Raw genomic sequence first — 16,720 nt, 5'->3', positions numbered from 1 at the left:
CTGTTTGTGCCCCCGAGCTGGATTCGAACCGCCACTGTGACTCTTTTAAGGAGCCTGCCTCTGCCATTGGGCTACAGGGGCTTGCTGTTTAGCAGGTAACGCCCCGGCGAGGGGGAAGGGGCCGGGGCGCTCCCGCTATCGCGCCAACTTGCGAAGCCAGCGCGAAGCTTGATTCTATTTGTTTGCTGAACCGACCTCGGAGTCGGGGGAATCAGGGTCCTCGCATTCGAGTCGGAGTCGGCTCCGGGTGTTGCCGTAGTGGATGACGACCTTCTTCCGTTCAATCCTTAGCGTTCGATACAGGAAAAGTCCGTACCAGAGCACGTGGTGGACCGCTTGGGTTTCCGTCAGGCCCTCGCGCGCCATCAGGTCTTCAATCCCGGACCAGTTCCCCTCGCTGACGTTCACTGTTAGGCGGACGCCCTCCGTCATCCCTGATTCCACCACCTGTTTTTTCGTTCTATCTTTGCGAAGAACGGTGCCAGTGCTGCGGCGCCAGGGATGTCATTGCACAACGAGCGTGCAACGTCGTAGTCGCTGCTGGTCAGCGACCCGGTCAACAACCCATGTCGAATAAGGCTCGAACAGCGAGCGAGCTGGACCACCGGGACATCGAAGGTGCTTGTGATCGTGTAGTACAGCCTCGATGCTTCGCGTGGATCGTGGCGCATGAGGTCCATGTACACGCGGTGTGCGTGAATAGCCTCCTTCAGAACCAGTAGATCCATCTTGCTCGTCCGGCCGATGGTTCTCGTGAGGAAAAACAAGCGAGCCCGCGGAACCGCGGTTGCCGCGTAACGCAACGCGATGTACCAGTGCAGGGGCAGGTTAGGGCTGATAGAGAAAGACACGGCTTCCCTCGGCTCGGCGGCCAGTCTGGAACGATTGGGCGGCGTGCCGGCTAGGCGGCCAGGGTTTTGCCCAAAGGGCCGTGCTGCCTGTACCACCTCGGGTGTTCGGCCTTCAGGTAGCGGTTCGCCTCGCGGTAAACGTCGACGTTGTCAACCCACGTCGATGGCGTGGGAACTCGGTCGATTTCACGAAGCGCTTCCCTGTTCACGCCTTTGTGGTCGCCCTGGAAGATCTCCTGAAAGTGGTTCGCCTGGTGCCATCGAATGCTGATGTTCAGCTCCTCCACGTATAGCCAGGAGATTGCATAAACTTGCTTTTTTCCCATCGCTCACCACCTGGCCCTCAAGCCCACTTCAGGTTCTTAAGCAACTCTTGCTTGGCCAGGCCTGAGAGAAACGCCGTTTCCTTGGCCTCGCCGCCGACCAATCGCGACATTCGCGTGGACGACCACAAGAACGCAACAGCTTCCGGAACGTCGACGACGTCACCGACCCTGAAATCATTGACCGGCAACAACATCCGGACCTTCATCGTGCTCCCCGACTCATTACGGCGTATTGCATCGCCTCAGTGCTGGCTTTGGGCTGAGAACTACGGTCTCTCGTCGATCGCAGCGGCAGGCGCATTTGCACTGCCACCATTCGAGATCGCAATGAGCCGTCTCGACTCTCCGTAATCCAAGCCACTGGTGGGCGCCGACGTCACAAGCCCGGCACCTGCTGCTGCCAGCCGAAACTTGCGACCCAACGGAGATTCGCTGTACGGGCGCGGTGTCCGCTTCAAGGGAGCTGGCAACACTGCTCCCGGCAGATCTTCCAGGATGTCCAAGATCCGACCAGCGGTCGTCGTCCCGACCAGCACCAGGCACAGCCAACCCCACGACGTCACCTCACACCCCCTGGAGTGGAAGGCGGCGGGGTCGACCGTCGGGGACTAGCCGACCCCGCCACCGCTGTGGGGCGGGCGGACGGTGGAGCGCACGCCGCAGTGCTACTCGAAACACCGCCGCCCGCCAGGAACTCCGGAACCGCGCCTCCCGGAGGTGAAGACACAAACGGAAGCTTGCAGGCACTCACCTGCACACTTCGAGACCGCCGAATCAACCTGCGCCCAGCCGGCATCCTGATCACGCCCCAGATTCCCGAAAGCTGTTGTCATCCGGGACCACGAAGACCTGTCTCGTCGTTGCGGTGATCCGGTCGAGTCGCATGCTGACCACGACCTTGTCGGTGGAAAGGTGGTCGAGATTGGGCATGACCAGGTCGATCCGGTCGTTGGTCAGCCACTCGACGAGTTCCGCGAACGTCGGACAGTCCACCGCGGAGTGATCCGGGCAGTGATCCTCGACCGTTCGCACCAGCTCGTAACGGTTGTCGTCGCAGAACCGAGCGATCGACCTCAGCTCATACGCGCGCTGGATCGGGTTGAGAGCGTGGACATAGCCGATAACTCGCCGTTCAGTTGACGGCCGCTCGAAGTCGGGCTCGATGAAGGCGGAGTCGACGGTCATGACGTCGCCGCCTTGGCGTGCTCGCTGACGAAAGCGCGATCAACAACTCGCGCGGATATGTCCCACAACGCACGGCCGACCAACGTCCGGATCAGCGTCCAAGCGGGGTTCAACAGCGAGCGCCGATAGCAGTCGTCACAGCCTGCGGAGGCGTGCCCGATCCACGAGAGGTAGATCGCTGCGGCGGTGAGCAATCCGAGCACCGCTGCAAGCAGGAGCCACAAGGCCATTGCAACCTCCGCACGCTTCCGATGGGGAGCAATTTCGGAGCCCTCGTTGGCCCTGCTCCACGTTGGGTGACATGGCCGACGAGAACGCTCTCCGCAGTTCGAGGTGAGATTCGCTCGCCATGCAGGCAGGCCTACCATGTCGTACGCCTCACACAGTAACTCGCGTACTGTACATCTCGTACTGTCCATACGGGTGAACCTGCGGGTCTACTGTGCGTAGCTGGCGTTACCGTGATCGCATGCCAACAGGCTCAACTCGACGCAAGCGCAAGTTCGGCAAGTACATGCGCTATCTCCGCACCACACGCCGGCCTGACCTGAAGCCGGAGACTTTGGCGGACTTGACCGAGGTCAAGCGTCCAACCATCAGTCGCATGGAGACGGGTGTCTCTTTGCCAGGGTTGCACCTGTTCAAGGCTGTGCTTGATGTCCTCGGAGCTGATGAAGAGCAGCGCATAAGGGCGCGACAGCTCTGGGATCACGCGAACGCCGACAAGGGCCAGGGGAGCGATGCGCAGCGAGAGTCTTATCGCGCGTTCAAGGCTGACGAGGCTGATGCCGTGTGGGAGAAGAACTTCCAGCACTCGTACGTGCCTGGCATCGCGCAGGTTGATTCGTACGTCGCGGCCCTCGCGCCAGACGGTGAAGCGGTCACGGATGAACATCTCGCCGAGCGTCGTGAGCGGCGTAATCAGGTCAGGCCGCCGCGGTCACTCGCGCTTCACTTGCTGCTTGACTAGGCGGTGGTTGAGAAGGTCGTCGGTGGCGTCGACACCATGATCGAACAGCTCTTGTATCTGGTTGAGATCGCCGCATTGCCCAACGTGACATTGCAGATTGTCGAGCACAGTGCCGGTGCCTACAGCCTGCTGACTGGCAGCGTCGTCCTGCTTGGATATGAGGACGATGGTGATGACGAGTCCAAGTCGGCATACGTCGCGTCACACGGTGGTGGCGTGACGCTGGAGGATGCGGACGAGGTGGAAGCGCTCGCTGCTCAGTTCGAGGCAGCCGCCAACATCGCGCTGTCACATGATGATTCGGTCAAGTTTGTCGAGAGGCGGATTGAGGTACTTCGTGGTGCAGCCAGACAATCTTGAGTGGCGCAAGAGTAGTTACAGCTCGAAGCACAACGACGAGTGTGTTGAGGTCGCCCTGCCTGGCGATGCCCTGGTGCGGGACTCGAAGAACCCCAAGGGTGCCGTACTGGGCTTCACTTCGGCCGCCTGGGCGACGTTCCTGCACTCGATTCCGGGGGCAGAAGGGTCTGTTGCAACCTGATGTCAGCGTGTGACGTGGGGCACGCTAGCAAGCGGCCCCCGTTGCATATTCGCAGCTCAAGGCACCTTCGACGACTTTGGTGAATCTTCCAAGTACAGCTCGTCGAACGGGTCGTAGAAGCGGCGCAGGTACACCGTGAACGCCGTCAGCACGCCGAGCTCGAGCGACCCGCCCGCGACCCGGTACGCGCCCCACGCCAGCACGATGGCCAGCGAGACGTTGCCGATCGTGCGGATCGTCGCGGTGAACGTGGCCATCACGCCCAGCGCGTCGGTGTTCGCGTCGCGGAACTGGGCGTTGAAGCCCTTCATGATCTGCTCGTTGCGGGGCTGGCGGCGGAACGCCTGCACCGCGCGGATGCCGTTCATGGACTCCACGAACTGGACGATGATCTTGGCGATCGCGCCGCGCGTGCCGCGGTAGGCCTCCATCGAGCGGCGGCGGAACCAGCGCCAGATGAGGTACGCGGGCAGGAAGCCCGCCACCACGACGAGGGCCAGCGGCGCGTCCAGGTAGACCAGGATGATCGCGATGCCCGCCACCGACAGCGCGGCGTTGAACAGGCTGTCGAGGCCCTCTTCCAGCAGGTCCTGCAACGCGTCGACGTCGCTGGTCAGCCGGGAGATGACCTTGCCGGACGTGTAGGACTCGTGGAAGCCGACCGACAGCCGCTGCGAGTGCCGGAAGATCCGCCCGCGCAGGTCAAGGAGCAGGTCCTGGCCCACGCGGCCGGAGATCCGCAGGAACGCCCAGCGCAGGAACGTCGTCAGTCCCGCGCAGACCGCGTAGCCGACGACGCACCACACCAGGATCGACGCGCCCCCGTCCAGCGCGGCCGGGATGCCGCGGTCGATCGCGGCGGCGATCAGCAGCGGCCCCGCGAGGTTCGCGAGGTTGCCACCGATCACCGCGGCGATCGCGAGCGACGTGCGGCCGACGTGCGGGCGCAGCAACGACCCCAGCAGCCTGCGCGAGCGGGCCTGCAGCCGCAGGCCAGTCGAGTACGAGATCTCCTGGATCTCCTCGGCGGCGACGCCGCGCCACTCCTCTTCCTGTTGCACCACAACCTGATCACTCACGACGCCACCTCCTCTTCCACGATCTCCTCACTGTCCATGTTGGACAGCAGACGCCGGTATTCCTCGTTGGTCTCCAGCAACGTCCGGTGCGAGCCGATCGCGGTGATCTTGCCGCCGGCCAGCATCGCCACGCGGTCGGCGAGCTGCACCGTGGACGGCCGGTGCGCCACCACGAGCGCTGTCACGCCGCGCAACACCCTGCGCAGCGCGGCTTCCACCTCGGCCTCGGTGTGGACGTCCAGCGCGGACAGCGGGTCGTCCAGCACCAGCACCGCGGGCTTGCCGACCACCGCGCGGGCGAGCGCCAGCCGTTGCCGCTGACCACCGGACAGCGACAGGCCCTGCTCACCGATGCGGGTCGCGAGCCCCCACGGCAGCGCGTCCACGAACTCCTCGGCCTTCGCGACCCGCAACGCCTCGCGCACCGCGGCCTCGGAGACGTCCGGGACGCCCAGCCCGACGTTCTCGGTGACCGACGCCGAGAACAGCACCGGTTCCTCGAACGCCGTGCCGACCACCCGCCGCAGGTCCTCCAGCGCGAGGTCGCGCACGTCGACGCCGTCGATCGTGACGCGGCCACCCGTGACGTCGGCCAGCCGCGGCACCAGCGCGGTCAGCGTCGTCTTGCCGGAGCCCGTCGCGCCGACCAGCGCCACCGTCTCGCCGGGACGCAGGTCGAGGTCGATGCCCGAGAGCACCTCCTTGCCGTCCTCGAACGCGAACCGCACGCCCTCGAAACGAACGTGCCCGCGCAGCGGCGTGGGCAGCGGCGCGGGCTCAGCGGGGCTGGTGATCGTCACGGGGGAGTCGATGACCTCCCAGTAGCGTTCCAGCGCGGAAGCGGCCTGGTTCGTCTCCGCCAGCAACCAGCCGATGGAGTCGATCGGCCAGCGCAGGTACGCGCTCACCGCGACGGCCGCGATCAGCGTGCCGACCGTCATCGAGCCGTTGATGATGCCGATCGCACCGACGCCGAGCATGCCCGCGATCGACAGCTCGGGCAGCACGATCAGCACCGACCACAGCGCCGCGAGGATCGAGATCTTGTTCAGCTCCGTCGCCCGCAGCTCCCGCGCCTGCGCCAGGAACCGCTTGGACAGCTCCGGCCCGCGCCCGAACGCCTTGAGCACCCGGATGCCGAGCACCGACTCCTCGACGGTCGTGGTCAGGTCGCCCGCCTGGTCCTGCGCCCGCCGCGCGACGACCTTGAACTTCTTCTCGAAGAAGTACGAGATCACCATCAACGGCAGCGCACCGCACAGCGACACGATCAGCAGCCACGGCGAGAGCGCCGCGATGATGCCCAGCCCGATCAGCACGACCAGGCTGTTCACGATCAGGAACACGATCGCGAACGCGACGAACCGCCGCACCGTCGTGAGGTCGTTCGTCGCGCGGGACAGCAACTGCCCCGACTGCCACCGGTCGTGGAACGCCACCGGCAGCCGCTGAAGGTGCTGGTAGAGGTCGAACCGCATGCGTGCCTCGACCTCGGCAGCGGGCCGGGCGACGATCTTGCGGCGGATGTAGAAGAGCGTCGCCTCGCTGATGCCGAGCACCAGCACGCCGAGGATCAGCCACGGCAGCAGCTCGGTCTGCTTGTTCTGAATCGGACCATCGACGATGCGCTGCGTGAGCAGCGGGATGCCGAGACCGCACAGCATCGCGAGCATCGTCGCCGAGACCACGACAGCCATCCGTGCGCGGTGCGGCCGCACGTACGGCCACAGCCTTCGCAAGGTGCGAATCGTCGAGTTACGTTGATCGCTCACGCGATGAGCCCCCTCCAGGTCGTCTCCAAAGTACGAAGGACGACCGACAGTCAGCATCCGGTTTTTCTCCCCACCGGAGCCTGCTGTCTCGACTTAGGTCGAGGTCAAGGGCACGATGACCACCATGACGCGGTTTCTGCGAACCGAGCAGACGATGGCGTTTCCACACGGACGGCTCATCGCCTCACACGATGGAGCGAACTACGTGCTGGCCCCCGACGGCTGGGACCACCTGGCCGGCCCGCGGCCGCGGCACGCGATGTACCTCTCCCGCGAGGAGGCGGAGGACTGGTGTGAACGCGAGGGCTGGGACCTGAACCTGCTCGACCAGGTTCCTACGACCTCTTGAAGGTGACCAGGCCCACGAGCCCGTAGGCGACGGCCGCGAGCAGTGCCTCGGCGTGGTGCCGGTTCGCGAACCACCCGAGGAACGGCTCGTGCACCTTGAAGTAGAGGCCGAGCCCCAGCACGACCGGCCCGAGCAGGATGATCGGCCACACCGGCCGCACCCCGAGGACCCACAGGACCGGCCCGGCGAGCACGAGCGACGACACCAGCGCGAGCGGCAGCCCGATCAGCACGAGCAGCAGGAACGTCGACATCGACGTGCTGTCGAGCCACGACTTCAGGAAGCCCGACTCGTACGCCCACGTCCAGCCGAGCACGAGCCCTGCTCCGACGGCCATCGACAGGACGACCCGGAACAGCAGCCGGCGTCCCGTCCTACCCGTCCTGCCCGCGGTGCTCTGTTCCGTCACGCCGACCACCGTAACGAGCGGTCAGCACGCCGGCCAAGGCGTACCCGCCCGCCGCCGCCAGCGCGACCACGAGGACCCCGCCCTCGCCGGAGACCTTCACGTTCAGCGCCTTCAGCAGGTGTCCGCCGCCGAACATCAACGCCACCGCGCCCGTGGTCCCCAGCGAGGCGGTGAGCAGGGCACCGGAGAACCGCACCGCCGCGAGCAGCCCCCACCCGACGAGCATCCACGCGATCGCCAGCGCCGGAATTCCGACCACGATCACCAGGAGCGCGCACCCCAGGCCGCTGCCGTCGCACACCACGTCGCCGAGGGGCTGGATCGACATGAGCCAGCCCGCCCCGCACAACGCCCCCACCAACGCCGCCGTGACCGCCCTCATGCGGTCGATCATGGCGTCGCGGCGACCTCGTCACCATGAGCAGAACTACGCGGCTCGCGTCCGGTGAAGACGGCCCCGAGCAGGTAGGACACCACCGGTACCCCGATCAGGCCCGCCTCCCTCCACACCGTCATGACCATCGCGACCAGCACGAACACGAACCACAACGGCACCCAGAGCGCGCACCCGAGCCCGGCCGCCGGCCAGGGGCTGCGCCGTTTCAGCACCTTGAGGGTCAGGAACACCAGCGTGCTGCCCACGAGCATCCAGCCGCAGAGGAACACCGGCAGCATCGCGATCACCGCGACCCCGCAGCCAGGTCCGTCGTCCGGTTCGCACAGCGTCGGGAACCAGATCCACCAGCTCAGGTAGAAACCGGCGCCGGCGATCGCACCTGCCACCGCCCCCACCAGCGCGCGGATCATCGCGCTCTCACTCCCGTGCACAGCGCGGCGATCGCGTAGGCCGCACACGACACGGCCAGCGCCACGGGTGGGAAGGGGAGGTCGTTGTGCTTCGAGAACGCCCCGCCGAACACGAGTGAGACGATCACCACGACCCACACCGCGCCGCCGGCTCCGGTCGCCCACCAGGCGCGGTTCTGCCCGGCCAGCCGGAACCCGCCCGCGATCAGCCCGCCGGCCACCGCCATCCAGAACGCGAAGATCACCGGAATCGACATGGCGATCACGATGATGTCGCCCTGGCGAGGAAGCAGGTGCAGGCTCATGAGGAAACCGGCGCCGACGACCGCCCCGGCGAGGGCTCCGATGATCACGCGCAAGAACATGCGCCAAGAGCTACCTGATCAAGGAATGACGCGGGCCGATCTCCACAACTCCTCCACAGCACCTTCACCTGGTGAGCACGGCGAGCAACGCGTACAGCGCCGCGAACACCGCGAAGGCCAGGTGGGGCAGGCCGAGCAGGAGCACCATCGCCACCACGGACATGAGGGTCGCGGGCACGGCGACCAGCCCTGCCCGCGACTCACCCAAAGAACGCAACGCCACCCACCCGAGCGCCGCCGCCACCACCGCGAAGACCGGCACGGTCATCACGAAGGTGCCGAGGCAGCCCCAGTCCTCGAACGAGCAGACCGCGCCCGTTGAGATGAGTGCGAACACTCCCCACCAGGCGAGACCGAGGAATGCGCCCACTCCGGCAGCCAGCGCGACACGACGTCCCACGGCGTCAGCCGATCAGTCAGCGGTTCGACCGCACGCCCAGTAAAACGTCCTCCCACGAAGGGACGATGGGGTGGTTCTTCTTCCCCCGCTTCGGAGGAGGGTCCTTGCGCACCGGCTTCTCCGCTGCGGGCTCCTGCTCCTTCTTCACCGGCGGTGGAGGTGGGGCAGGAGCGGGCTCCGGCTCCGGCAGCTTCTCCTGCACCGGCTTCTCCGCCACGACGGGAGCCGGAGCGGGGGCAGGTGCCTGGACCGGCACCGGTGCCGGCTCCTCCGCGACGGGCGCGGGAGCAGGCGTCACCGGAGTCGCCTCCAGGGCCTGCCGCGCCAGCTGCGTCACCGGCCGGACCGTGCGCAGCGTCCGGTTCGGGTTCGGGTCCATGAGGTCGACAGCAGCGTCGTCCAGCGCCGTCACCGTGCCGCCCTGCGCACCGGGGTGGAACGCCCAGTGCGCCCGGTTGTCCGAGCGCCCGGTCTTCCAGTGCAGCTGCACGATCCAGCGGCCGTCGTCACCGCGCCACGAGTCCCACGAGGTGTCGGAGAGGTCGTGCCCGCGCAGGCCGAACGAGTGCGCGACGACCTCACCGAGCGTCTGCACGTCGGGACCGTCCTCGCGGACCGGGTGCGCGCGCTGGGCCAGCTCCGCCGTGCGCGAACGCTCCAGCAGCACCGGGTAGGCGAAGCGCTCGATGCGGTGCGTCGGCATGCCGGCGGCGGCCGCGACCTGCTCGATCGACTCACCGGCGCGGATGCGCGCCTGGATCTCGCGCGGCCGCATCTGGGCCTCGCCCGACTCGATCTGCATCTGGCCGAGGCGGGCCAGATCACCGCGCAGTGCCGCCCGCAGGCGCTCGTCGGCGGGGAGCGTGAAGCGCTCGCCGCGGTTTTCGGGGTCCTCGAGGATGACGGACTTGCCGTCCTCGTCGAGCCCGATGACTCGCAGCGCTCGCATCGTGGCCTCCCTGAATTTGCACCTCGCCAGCAGACAACGTTAGGACAACGAGCCACCCTGGGGCGGGAGGCGCGCCGATATCTCAACGTGATCTTGCCAGTTCACGAGGGCTGTCGCACGCCGGTTTCCGGAAGGTTCACCTGTACCACCAGGCCGCCTCCCCCGTTCGGACGAGCCTTCACCGAACCCTGATGAGCCCTGGCGACGGACTGCACGATCGACAGACCGAGGCCGGATCCAGCGGTTCCGGTGCGATCGCGCAGCCGCCGGAACGGCTCGAAGAGGCCGGGCACCGCCTCCGCGGGCACGGTCGGTCCCGTGTTCGAGACCACGAGTTCCCGATCGAGACGGACCGACACGGTTCCGCCAGGTTTGTTGTAGAGCACGGCGTTGCGCAGCAGGTTGCCGACGAGCTGCGCCATCAGCACCGGGTCGCCCTCGACCAGGTACGGCCGCACCGACACGTCGAAGGTGACCTCCTTCGACGCCGCCAGCGAGGTGCACGACTCGACCTCGTCGTCGATGATCTCGTCCAGCCACATCAGCTCCCGCGTCGCCAGACCGCGATCACTGCGCGCGAGCAGCAACAACCCGTCGATGAGCTTCTCGCTTCGCTCGTTCGTGTCGAGCAGATGCGCTCCGAGACGGCGCATCTCGTCCGACGCTCCGGGGTCGGCCAGCGCCACCTCGATCAACGTCCGTTGCACGGCCAACGGCGTGCGCAGCTCGTGCGACGCATTCGCGACGAACCGCTTCTGGCTGTCGAACGACGACGCGAGCCGGTCGAGCATCCCGTCGAACGTGTCCGCGAGCTCCTTCAGCTCGTCCGGCGGCCCTTCCAGCTCGATCCGCTGGTCGAGCCGTTCCGCCTCCAGGCGGTTCGCGGTCGTGGTGATCTCGTGCAGCGGCGCCAGCACCCGCCCGGCGACGACCCAGCCGAGCCACACCGCGAGGATCGCCGCGATCACCAGCGCGATCACCGACTGCCAGAGCAGCCTGCCCAGGATGTCCGACTCGATCTGCTCCGCCGGCACCACCAGGGTGTCGGCCGGCAGCTGCGTCACCAGCAGCGCGTCCGTCGACCCGAGCGGAAGGGGGGCGCGCGCCACCGCGATTCCCGCCGTGGCCGGCCGGAGCCACTCGGCGAGCAGGAAGTAGTTGAGCCCGATCAGCGCCACGCCCGCGATCAGGAACACCCCGGCGTACCAGGCCGTCAGCCTGGTCCGCAGCGTCACGAGCCGAACCGGTAGCCGGCACCGGGCACGGTCTCGATGACCTGCGGCGAACCCAGCTTGCGGCGCAGCGTCATCACCGCCACCCGCACGGCGTTGGTGAACGGGTCGGCGTGCTCGTCCCAGGCCTTCTCCAGCAGCTCCTCGGCGCTCACCACGTTGCCCTCCGCCCGCATCAGCACCTCCAGCACGGCGAACTCCTTCGGCGAGAGCGGCAGGAACCTGCCGTCGCGCATCGCCTGGTGCCGCGGCAGGTCCAGCGTGACGCCCGCTCGTTCGAGCACCGGTGGCAGGGCAGGACGAGCCCGGCGGCTCAACGCCTGCACGCGCGCCACGAGTTCGGCGAACGCGAACGGCTTGGTCAGGTAGTCGTCGGCGCCGAGCCCCAGCCCGGCCACCCGGTCGTCCACCTCGGCCGCCGCCGTCAGCATCAGCACCCGCGCCTCACCGCCGCTCGTGTGCACCGCCTTGCACACCTCGTCGCCGTGGACGAGCGGCAGGTCGCGGTCGAGCACCACGACGTCGTACGCGTGCACCCCGACGCGTTCCAACGCCGCTTCGCCGTCGTAGCAGACGTCGACCGCCATCGAGAACCTGCGCAGCCCTTCGGCGATCGTGTCCGCGAGCAGCTGTTCGTCCTCGACCACCAGCACGCGCATGACGCCCATTCTCCGCGAGCGGCGGATAAGCGCCGGATAAAGGCTTTCGCTTAACGCCGCCGAATGACGGCCTCCGTAGACCTGTCACCGTGAAATCCACCATCGCAGTGCTGCTGGCCCTGCTCATGGCGCTCACCGCCTGCGGGTCGAAAGAGCAGCCGAACGAGGCCAAGAAGGACGACAAGGGCGACATGGTCAAGTTCGCCCAGTGCATGCGGGAGAACGGCATCGACATGCCGGACCCGAAGCAGGACGACAAGGGCGGCGTGATGATCGAGGCACAACCCGGCGACGGCGGCCCTCCCGACGAGGAGAAGATGAAGTCCGCCCACGAGGCCTGCAAGAAGCACCTGCCCAACGGCGGCGAGTTCAAGCCACCGTCGCCCGAGGAGCAGGACAAGCTGCGCCAGCAGGCGAAGTGCATGCGGGACAAGGGTTACAACTGGCCGGACCCGAAGTTCGAGGGCGGCGGCGCGGCCGAGTCGATCGAGCTGCCGAACATGGACGACGACAAGGTCAAGCAGGACATGAAGGACTGCGGCCTCGGTGAGGGCATGGTCGCGGCGAGGCCCGTCGGATGAAGCGCCGCGTGAACAGGAAGATCCTCATCGCCGCCCTCGTGGCTGCGGTGGTGCTCGGGACGGGTTCGGTCGTGGTGCTCACCAGAGTCGCGGCCGACCAGGCCAACGCCGCACCACTGCAGAACGACCCGGTGAAGACCGCACCGGTCAAGAAGACGAACCTCGCCGACCAGCAGTCGGTGAACGGCCAGCTCGGCTTCGGCGCGGAGCGAGGCGTGGCGGGCCGGAAAGGCGGCACCATCACCGGGTTGCCGAACTCCGGCGCCGTCATCGAGCAGGGCAAACCCGTGTACTGGGCGGACGCCAAGCCGGTGCCGCTGTTCTACGGCTCGATGCCGCTCTACCGCGACCTGGAAGCGGGCATGTCGAACGGCCCCGACGTCAAGGTCGTGGAAGAGAACCTCGCCGCATTGGGGTTCAAGGACTTCGGTGCCCCCGACGAGAAGTTCACCTCGTACACGGCCTCCGCGCTGAAGAAGTGGCAGAAGGCCAACGGCCTGGAGCAGTCCGGAAAGCTGGGCCAGGGCGACGTGATCGTCCAGCCCGGCGCGATCCGCGTGTCGTCGCTGACCGCCCAGCTCGGCGCCCCCGCCGGCGGCGACCTGATGAAGGTCACCGGCACCGACCGCGCGGTGACCGTCGAGCTCGAGCAGTCCAAGCAGCGGCTCGCCAAGCAGGGCGAGAAGGTCGAGCTGTCGATCGTCGGCGGCAAGCCCACCACCGGCACGATCACCGGTATCAGCCGCACCGCGGGCGACCCGAACCAGGGCCAGAAGCCGAAGATCGTGCTGACGATCTCCGTCGACGACCCGAAGGCCGCGGAAGGGCTCGAGACCGCCAACGTCACGGCCGTCTTCACGGTGGCCAAGAAGCAGAACGTGCTCGCGGTCCCGATCGGCGCGCTGCTCGCGTTGAACGAGGGCGGCTACGGCCTCGTCACCGAGGACGGCAAGACCATTCCCGTCACCGTCGGCATCTTCGCCAAGGGCCAGGTCGAGGTGCAGGGCGAAGGCCTGCGCGAGGGCATGAAGGTGGTGACCACCGAGTGATCACGGTCGACCACGCGAGCCGCACCTATCCCGGTGGCGTGCAGGCGCTGCGCGACGTCTCCCTGACCGTCGGGGGCGGCGAGATGCTCGCGATCGTGGGCCCGTCCGGCTCGGGGAAGTCGACGCTGCTGCACCTGATGGGCACGCTCGACAAGCCGACCACCGGCCGCGTCGAGATCGACGGCCACGACGTGTCCTCGTTGTCGGACAACGCCTTGTCGGCTCTGCGGGCCCGCACGATCGGGTTCGTGTTCCAGCAGTTCTTCCTCACCGAAGGACTCTCGGCGATCGAGAACGTGGCCTCCGGCCTGGTCTACGCGGGCGTGCCGCGCTCGAAGAGACGGGCGCTGGCGATGTCCGCTTTGGACAGAGTCGGGCTGCTGCACCGTTCGCTGCACAAGCCGCACGAGCTTTCCGGCGGTGAACGCCAGCGGGTCGCGATCGCGCGGGCCGTCGTGAACACGCCGGGCATCCTGCTCGCGGACGAGCCGACCGGGAACCTCGACACGCAGAACGGCGCGGGAGTGCTGGAGTTGCTGGAGAAGCTCAACTCCGACGGCACGACGGTCGTGCTGATCACGCACGACCGCGACATCGCGGCGTGGGCTCCGCGTCGCATCGAGGTGCGCGACGGGGTGATCGTTTGACTTCGCTACGAACCGATTTTCCCGGCGCGTGCTTCCTGTTTCATCGCCGATCGCGGAAGGGAGGACCCTTGCCGTCTGACATCAGCTCCGCAGGCATCGCCCGAGTCGCCTCGGGCTACGGCTCGACCAGCCGCAAGGATGTTCTTCGCCGCGTTGAGGTCCCGGTCGTGCCGGGTGCGGCAGCCTGGGCACGTCCAGTGCCGGGCGGAGAGCTTCAGCTCGGCGAGCAGGTGCCCGCAGCTCGAGCAGGTCTTGCTGGAGGGATACCAGCGGTCGATCACGACCAATGTGCGGCCCGCGCGTTCGCACTTGTACTCCAGTTGCCGCCGGAACTCGCCCCACCCGGCGTCGGAGATGGCGCGGGACAGGTGACGGTTGCGGACCATGCCGGAGACGCTGAGATCCTCGATCGCGATCATGTCGGCCGATCGCACCAGCCTGGTGGTGGTGCGGTGCAGGAAGTCCTGACGGGCATTGCGCACCTTGCGATGAGCGCGGGCGAGCTTGATCTTCGCCTTGCCGCGGTTGTTGCTGCCACGCTGGCAACGAGCCAGTCGGCGCTGGTAGCGGGCCAGATTTCGGGCTTTGCGAGCCAGGTGCTGAGGGTTGGTGATGTGCTCGCCGTCGCTGGTGACCAAAAGAGTCTTCACGCCGAGGTCTACTCCTATGGCGTGATTCACCGGCCGGGCGGTGGTGCCTGCGATGTCCACAGCGAAGCTCACGTACCAACGGCCGTCAGGTTCCCGCGAAATCGTGACGGTGGTCGGATCGATGTCGCGGACGTCGACGTCATCGAAAGACCACGTGAACCGCAGTGGCGTGCTGGTCTTGGCCAGGGTCAGCGATCCGTTGCGCATCCGGAACGCCGATCGCGTGTAGTGCGCAGTCTGGCGGCCCGTCCTCGATTTGAACCTCGGATATCGCGCGCGCCCGGCGAAGAAGTTCTGGAACGCCGTGTGCTGGTGGCGCAGTGTCTGCTGCAACGGCACACAGGACACCTCCGACAGGAACGCGAGTTCCTCTCCTTGCCTCCACCTGGTCAGCGCGGCGTCCGTCTCTCGATACGAGGTACGCGTGTTTTCGTTGCGATACCGATGAGTCCGTTCGTGCAGCGTCTTGTTCCACACCACGCGCACACATCCGAACGTGCGGTTGAGCGCCGCAGCTTGTTCGGCAGTCGGGTAGGCCCGGCATTTGTAGGCCGTTCGCACGGCAACCAACGTACTGGGACCGGGATGACCAGTTGTACGCGGGCTTTGGTTCGGAGGGTGTCGTGATCGACCTGCTGCGCCTCGGCTTCTTCGGCATGCGCACCCGCCCGCTGCGGGCGATCCTGTCCGCGCTCGGCATCGCGATCGGCATCGCCGCGGTCGTCGCCGTGGTCGGCATTCCCGCCTCCAGCGCGGCGGCGTTGCACGAGAAGATGTCCAAGCTGGGCACGAACCTGCTGACCGCCGCGCCGGGCCAGGACTTCTTCGGCCAGGACGCGAAGCTGCCCGAGACCGCCGTGCCGATGGCCAAGCGGATCGGCGCGGTGTCGTCGGCCAGCGCCACCGGCAAGATCTCCGCGAACGTCCGCAAGAACGACCTCGTGCCGTCGAGCGACACGCTCGGGCTGCAGGTGCAGGCGGCCGAGCAGGACCTGGTGAAGGTGCTGAACGCGGAGGTCCGCGAGGGCAGGTGGCTGTCGCCCGGCGAGAAGTCGGTGGTGCTCGGGGGCACCGCGGCGTCGCGGCTGGGCGTCGACAGGCCGGGCGTGCAGCTGTGGATCGACGGTCAGTGGTTCACGGTGGTGGGCATCCTCGGCCCGCTGCCGCTCTCGCCGGAGATCGACAGGTCCGCGCTGATCGGCTGGGAGGCGGCGAAGGAGGCGTTCGGGTTCGAGGGCCACGCCAGCACCGTCTACGTGCGCACGGCCCAGGACCAGGTCGAGAACGTCCGCAAGCTGCTCGGCCCGACGCTGAACCCGCAGCAGGCCAACGAGGTCAAGGTGTCGCGGCCGTCGGAGGCGCTGGAGGCCCAGCAGCTGGTGGAGAGCTCCTTCAACGCGTTGTTCCTGGGACTGGGCGGGGTCGCGTTGTTGGTGGGTGGCGTCGGCGTGGCGAACACGATGGTGATCTCGGTGCTGGAACGGCGCAGGGAGATCGGTCTGCGGCGGGCGCTCGGGGCGACCCGGCGGCAGATCAGGTGGCAGTTCCTCACCGAGTCGGTGTTGCTGTCGGGCCTCGGAGGGCTGGTCGGCGTGATCGTCGGAATCGCGGTCACGGCCGGGTATTCGATCAGCCAGAAGTGGCCGGCGGCACTGCCGTGGCCCGCCCTGCTCGGGGGAGTGGGCGCGGCCATCGCCATCGGCGCCATCGCCGGCGTCTATCCAGCGGTCCGGGCGGCCCGTCAGTCGCCGACAGAGGCACTCGCCTGAGAGAGGGGGCGCACCGATCCGCACGGGTGCACCCCCGGCTGGAAACGATGAACGGCGCTTTTGTGCACCTGAGCCCGGATCCACCGATGAGTTAGTGGTTCGGTCCGTGTCATAGACACGCAGATGCCCT

The 16,720-nt window shown here is 67.1% G+C and carries 23 protein-coding genes and 1 tRNA gene; 8 read left to right on the top strand and 16 right to left on the bottom strand.

Annotated features, from left to right (window positions below; genetic code table 11):
• Positions 1–7 precede the first annotated feature (7 nt).
• The 5 genes from IEZ09_RS21060 to IEZ09_RS21040 all read right to left on the bottom strand — a co-directional run bounded on the left by IEZ09_RS21060 (position 8) and on the right by IEZ09_RS21040 (position 2,592).
• Positions 8–81, bottom strand: a tRNA-Leu gene (locus tag IEZ09_RS21060).
• A gap of 820 nt (positions 82–901) precedes the next feature.
• Positions 902–1,138, bottom strand: coding sequence for a hypothetical protein (locus IEZ09_RS21055; protein ID WP_189255445.1), 237 nt, complete (start codon positions 1,136–1,138; stop codon positions 902–904).
• Positions 1,139–1,194: 56 nt separating this feature from the next.
• Positions 1,195–1,383 (bottom strand): hypothetical protein, encoded by a 189-nt coding sequence (locus IEZ09_RS21050; RefSeq protein WP_189255444.1) that lies wholly within the window; start codon positions 1,381–1,383, stop codon positions 1,195–1,197.
• A 595-nt stretch (positions 1,384–1,978) separates the two neighbouring features.
• Positions 1,979–2,362 (bottom strand): hypothetical protein, encoded by a 384-nt coding sequence (locus tag IEZ09_RS21045; protein ID WP_189255443.1) that lies wholly within the window; start codon positions 2,360–2,362, stop codon positions 1,979–1,981.
• The gene (locus IEZ09_RS21040; RefSeq protein ID WP_189255442.1) at positions 2,359–2,592 is read right to left on the bottom strand and encodes a hypothetical protein; all 234 of its coding nucleotides are present in this window, start codon (positions 2,590–2,592) and stop codon (positions 2,359–2,361) included. Before IEZ09_RS21040 ends, IEZ09_RS21045 begins: the two co-directional genes overlap by 4 nt.
• A gap of 239 nt (positions 2,593–2,831) precedes the next feature.
• On the opposite strand from IEZ09_RS21040, the gene IEZ09_RS21035 reads away from it, so the two are divergent.
• The 3 genes from IEZ09_RS21035 to IEZ09_RS21025 are packed head-to-tail and all read left to right on the top strand — an operon-like array spanning position 2,832 to position 3,873.
• Positions 2,832–3,332: a helix-turn-helix transcriptional regulator gene (locus IEZ09_RS21035; RefSeq protein ID WP_189255441.1), complete on the top strand. Its 501-nt coding sequence runs from the start codon at positions 2,832–2,834 to the stop codon at positions 3,330–3,332.
• Positions 3,333–3,335: 3 nt separating this feature from the next.
• A complete protein-coding gene (locus IEZ09_RS21030; protein ID WP_268247636.1) occupies positions 3,336–3,692 on the top strand; it encodes a Scr1 family TA system antitoxin-like transcriptional regulator in 357 nt (118 codons plus the stop codon).
• Positions 3,625–3,873 (top strand): DUF397 domain-containing protein, encoded by a 249-nt coding sequence (locus IEZ09_RS21025; protein ID WP_308202404.1) that lies wholly within the window; start codon positions 3,625–3,627, stop codon positions 3,871–3,873. The genes IEZ09_RS21030 and IEZ09_RS21025 overlap by 68 nt, the downstream gene beginning before the upstream one ends.
• Positions 3,874–3,929: 56 nt before the next feature.
• Here IEZ09_RS21025 and IEZ09_RS21020 read toward each other — a convergent pair whose 3' ends face one another.
• Together IEZ09_RS21020 and IEZ09_RS21015 are read right to left on the bottom strand one after the other, a co-directional pair.
• On the bottom strand, positions 3,930–4,952 hold the full coding sequence (locus IEZ09_RS21020; RefSeq protein ID WP_189255439.1) for an ABC transporter ATP-binding protein: 1,023 nt from the start codon (positions 4,950–4,952) through the stop codon (positions 3,930–3,932).
• Positions 4,949–6,691, bottom strand: a complete 1,743-nt coding sequence (locus IEZ09_RS21015; RefSeq protein ID WP_229812792.1) for an ABC transporter ATP-binding protein — start codon at positions 6,689–6,691, stop codon at positions 4,949–4,951. The genes IEZ09_RS21020 and IEZ09_RS21015 overlap by 4 nt, the downstream gene beginning before the upstream one ends.
• A gap of 157 nt (positions 6,692–6,848) precedes the next feature.
• Here IEZ09_RS21015 and IEZ09_RS21010 point away from each other — a divergent pair, with 157 nt between their 5' ends.
• Entirely contained in the window at positions 6,849–7,073 is a 225-nt protein-coding gene (locus IEZ09_RS21010) for a hypothetical protein (protein WP_229812791.1), read from the top strand.
• On the opposite strand, the gene IEZ09_RS21005 is transcribed toward IEZ09_RS21010, so the two are convergent.
• The 8 genes from IEZ09_RS21005 to IEZ09_RS20970 all read right to left on the bottom strand — a co-directional run bounded on the left by IEZ09_RS21005 (position 7,060) and on the right by IEZ09_RS20970 (position 11,894).
• Entirely contained in the window at positions 7,060–7,482 is a 423-nt protein-coding gene (locus IEZ09_RS21005; RefSeq protein ID WP_189255437.1) for a hypothetical protein, read from the bottom strand. The genes IEZ09_RS21010 and IEZ09_RS21005 overlap by 14 nt on opposite strands.
• Entirely contained in the window at positions 7,448–7,864 is a 417-nt protein-coding gene (locus IEZ09_RS21000; protein WP_189255436.1) for a hypothetical protein, read from the bottom strand. The genes IEZ09_RS21005 and IEZ09_RS21000 overlap by 35 nt, the downstream gene beginning before the upstream one ends.
• 8 nt (positions 7,865–7,872) lie before the next feature.
• Positions 7,873–8,289, bottom strand: a complete 417-nt coding sequence (locus tag IEZ09_RS20995) for a hypothetical protein (protein WP_189255435.1) — start codon at positions 8,287–8,289, stop codon at positions 7,873–7,875.
• On the bottom strand, positions 8,286–8,642 hold the full coding sequence (locus IEZ09_RS20990; RefSeq protein ID WP_189255434.1) for a hypothetical protein: 357 nt from the start codon (positions 8,640–8,642) through the stop codon (positions 8,286–8,288). Before IEZ09_RS20990 ends, IEZ09_RS20995 begins: the two co-directional genes overlap by 4 nt.
• Before the next feature lie 76 nt (positions 8,643–8,718).
• A complete protein-coding gene (locus IEZ09_RS20985) occupies positions 8,719–9,054 on the bottom strand; it encodes a hypothetical protein (RefSeq protein ID WP_189255433.1) in 336 nt (111 codons plus the stop codon).
• Between the two features lie 16 nt (positions 9,055–9,070).
• Complete coding sequence (gene sepH, locus IEZ09_RS20980; protein WP_189255432.1) at positions 9,071–10,003, bottom strand: septation protein SepH; 933 nt, start codon at positions 10,001–10,003, stop codon at positions 9,071–9,073.
• A 101-nt stretch (positions 10,004–10,104) separates the two neighbouring features.
• A complete protein-coding gene (locus tag IEZ09_RS20975; RefSeq protein ID WP_189255431.1) occupies positions 10,105–11,238 on the bottom strand; it encodes a sensor histidine kinase in 1,134 nt (377 codons plus the stop codon).
• A complete protein-coding gene (locus IEZ09_RS20970) occupies positions 11,235–11,894 on the bottom strand; it encodes a response regulator transcription factor (RefSeq protein ID WP_189255430.1) in 660 nt (219 codons plus the stop codon). The genes IEZ09_RS20975 and IEZ09_RS20970 overlap by 4 nt, the downstream gene beginning before the upstream one ends.
• 89 nt (positions 11,895–11,983) lie before the next feature.
• On the opposite strand from IEZ09_RS20970, the gene IEZ09_RS20965 reads away from it, so the two are divergent.
• From IEZ09_RS20965 to IEZ09_RS20955, 3 genes are read left to right on the top strand one after another with little or no spacing between them, the layout of a single operon-like run.
• A complete protein-coding gene (locus tag IEZ09_RS20965; protein WP_229812790.1) occupies positions 11,984–12,475 on the top strand; it encodes a hypothetical protein in 492 nt (163 codons plus the stop codon).
• Between the two features lie 8 nt (positions 12,476–12,483).
• Positions 12,484–13,524, top strand: a complete 1,041-nt coding sequence (locus IEZ09_RS20960) for a peptidoglycan-binding protein (RefSeq protein WP_229812789.1) — start codon at positions 12,484–12,486, stop codon at positions 13,522–13,524.
• Positions 13,521–14,171, top strand: a complete 651-nt coding sequence (locus IEZ09_RS20955; RefSeq protein ID WP_189255428.1) for an ABC transporter ATP-binding protein — start codon at positions 13,521–13,523, stop codon at positions 14,169–14,171. The genes IEZ09_RS20960 and IEZ09_RS20955 overlap by 4 nt, the downstream gene beginning before the upstream one ends.
• A 5-nt stretch (positions 14,172–14,176) precedes the next feature.
• On the opposite strand, the gene IEZ09_RS20950 is transcribed toward IEZ09_RS20955, so the two are convergent.
• A complete protein-coding gene (locus IEZ09_RS20950; protein WP_189255427.1) occupies positions 14,177–15,382 on the bottom strand; it encodes an RNA-guided endonuclease InsQ/TnpB family protein in 1,206 nt (401 codons plus the stop codon).
• 95 nt (positions 15,383–15,477) lie between these two features.
• On the opposite strand from IEZ09_RS20950, the gene IEZ09_RS20945 reads away from it, so the two are divergent.
• Positions 15,478–16,590, top strand: coding sequence for an ABC transporter permease (locus IEZ09_RS20945; protein ID WP_189255576.1), 1,113 nt, complete (start codon positions 15,478–15,480; stop codon positions 16,588–16,590).
• Positions 16,591–16,720: the final 130 nt, after the last annotated feature.

The organism is Lentzea flava (assembly GCF_014648475.1).
GTDB classification, from domain to species: domain Bacteria; phylum Actinomycetota; class Actinomycetes; order Mycobacteriales; family Pseudonocardiaceae; genus Lentzea; species Lentzea flava.
Note: the sequence above shows the minus strand (reverse complement) of the source record. Positions and strands in the feature narration are given on the sequence as shown.

What these genes read in the sequence shown, in the direction of transcription:
- IEZ09_RS21050 (WP_189255444.1), bottom strand. Translation starts at nt 1,383, where the DNA reads ATGAAGGTCCGGATGTTGTTGCCGGTCAATGATTTCAGGGTCGGTGAC.
- IEZ09_RS21045 (WP_189255443.1), bottom strand. Translation starts at nt 2,362, where the DNA reads ATGACCGTCGACTCCGCCTTCATCGAGCCCGACTTCGAGCGGCCGTCA.
- IEZ09_RS21040 (WP_189255442.1), bottom strand. Translation starts at nt 2,592, where the DNA reads ATGGCCTTGTGGCTCCTGCTTGCAGCGGTGCTCGGATTGCTCACCGCC.
- IEZ09_RS21035 (WP_189255441.1), top strand. Translation starts at nt 2,832, where the DNA reads ATGCCAACAGGCTCAACTCGACGCAAGCGCAAGTTCGGCAAGTACATG.
- IEZ09_RS21025 (WP_308202404.1), top strand. Translation starts at nt 3,625, where the DNA reads ATGATGATTCGGTCAAGTTTGTCGAGAGGCGGATTGAGGTACTTCGTG.
- IEZ09_RS21010 (WP_229812791.1), top strand. Translation starts at nt 6,849, where the DNA reads ATGACGCGGTTTCTGCGAACCGAGCAGACGATGGCGTTTCCACACGGA.
- IEZ09_RS21000 (WP_189255436.1), bottom strand. Translation starts at nt 7,864, where the DNA reads ATGAGGGCGGTCACGGCGGCGTTGGTGGGGGCGTTGTGCGGGGCGGGC.
- IEZ09_RS20995 (WP_189255435.1), bottom strand. Translation starts at nt 8,289, where the DNA reads ATGATCCGCGCGCTGGTGGGGGCGGTGGCAGGTGCGATCGCCGGCGCC.
- sepH (WP_189255432.1), bottom strand. Translation starts at nt 10,003, where the DNA reads ATGCGAGCGCTGCGAGTCATCGGGCTCGACGAGGACGGCAAGTCCGTC.
- IEZ09_RS20970 (WP_189255430.1), bottom strand. Translation starts at nt 11,894, where the DNA reads ATGCGCGTGCTGGTGGTCGAGGACGAACAGCTGCTCGCGGACACGATC.
- IEZ09_RS20945 (WP_189255576.1), top strand. Translation starts at nt 15,478, where the DNA reads ATGCGCACCCGCCCGCTGCGGGCGATCCTGTCCGCGCTCGGCATCGCG.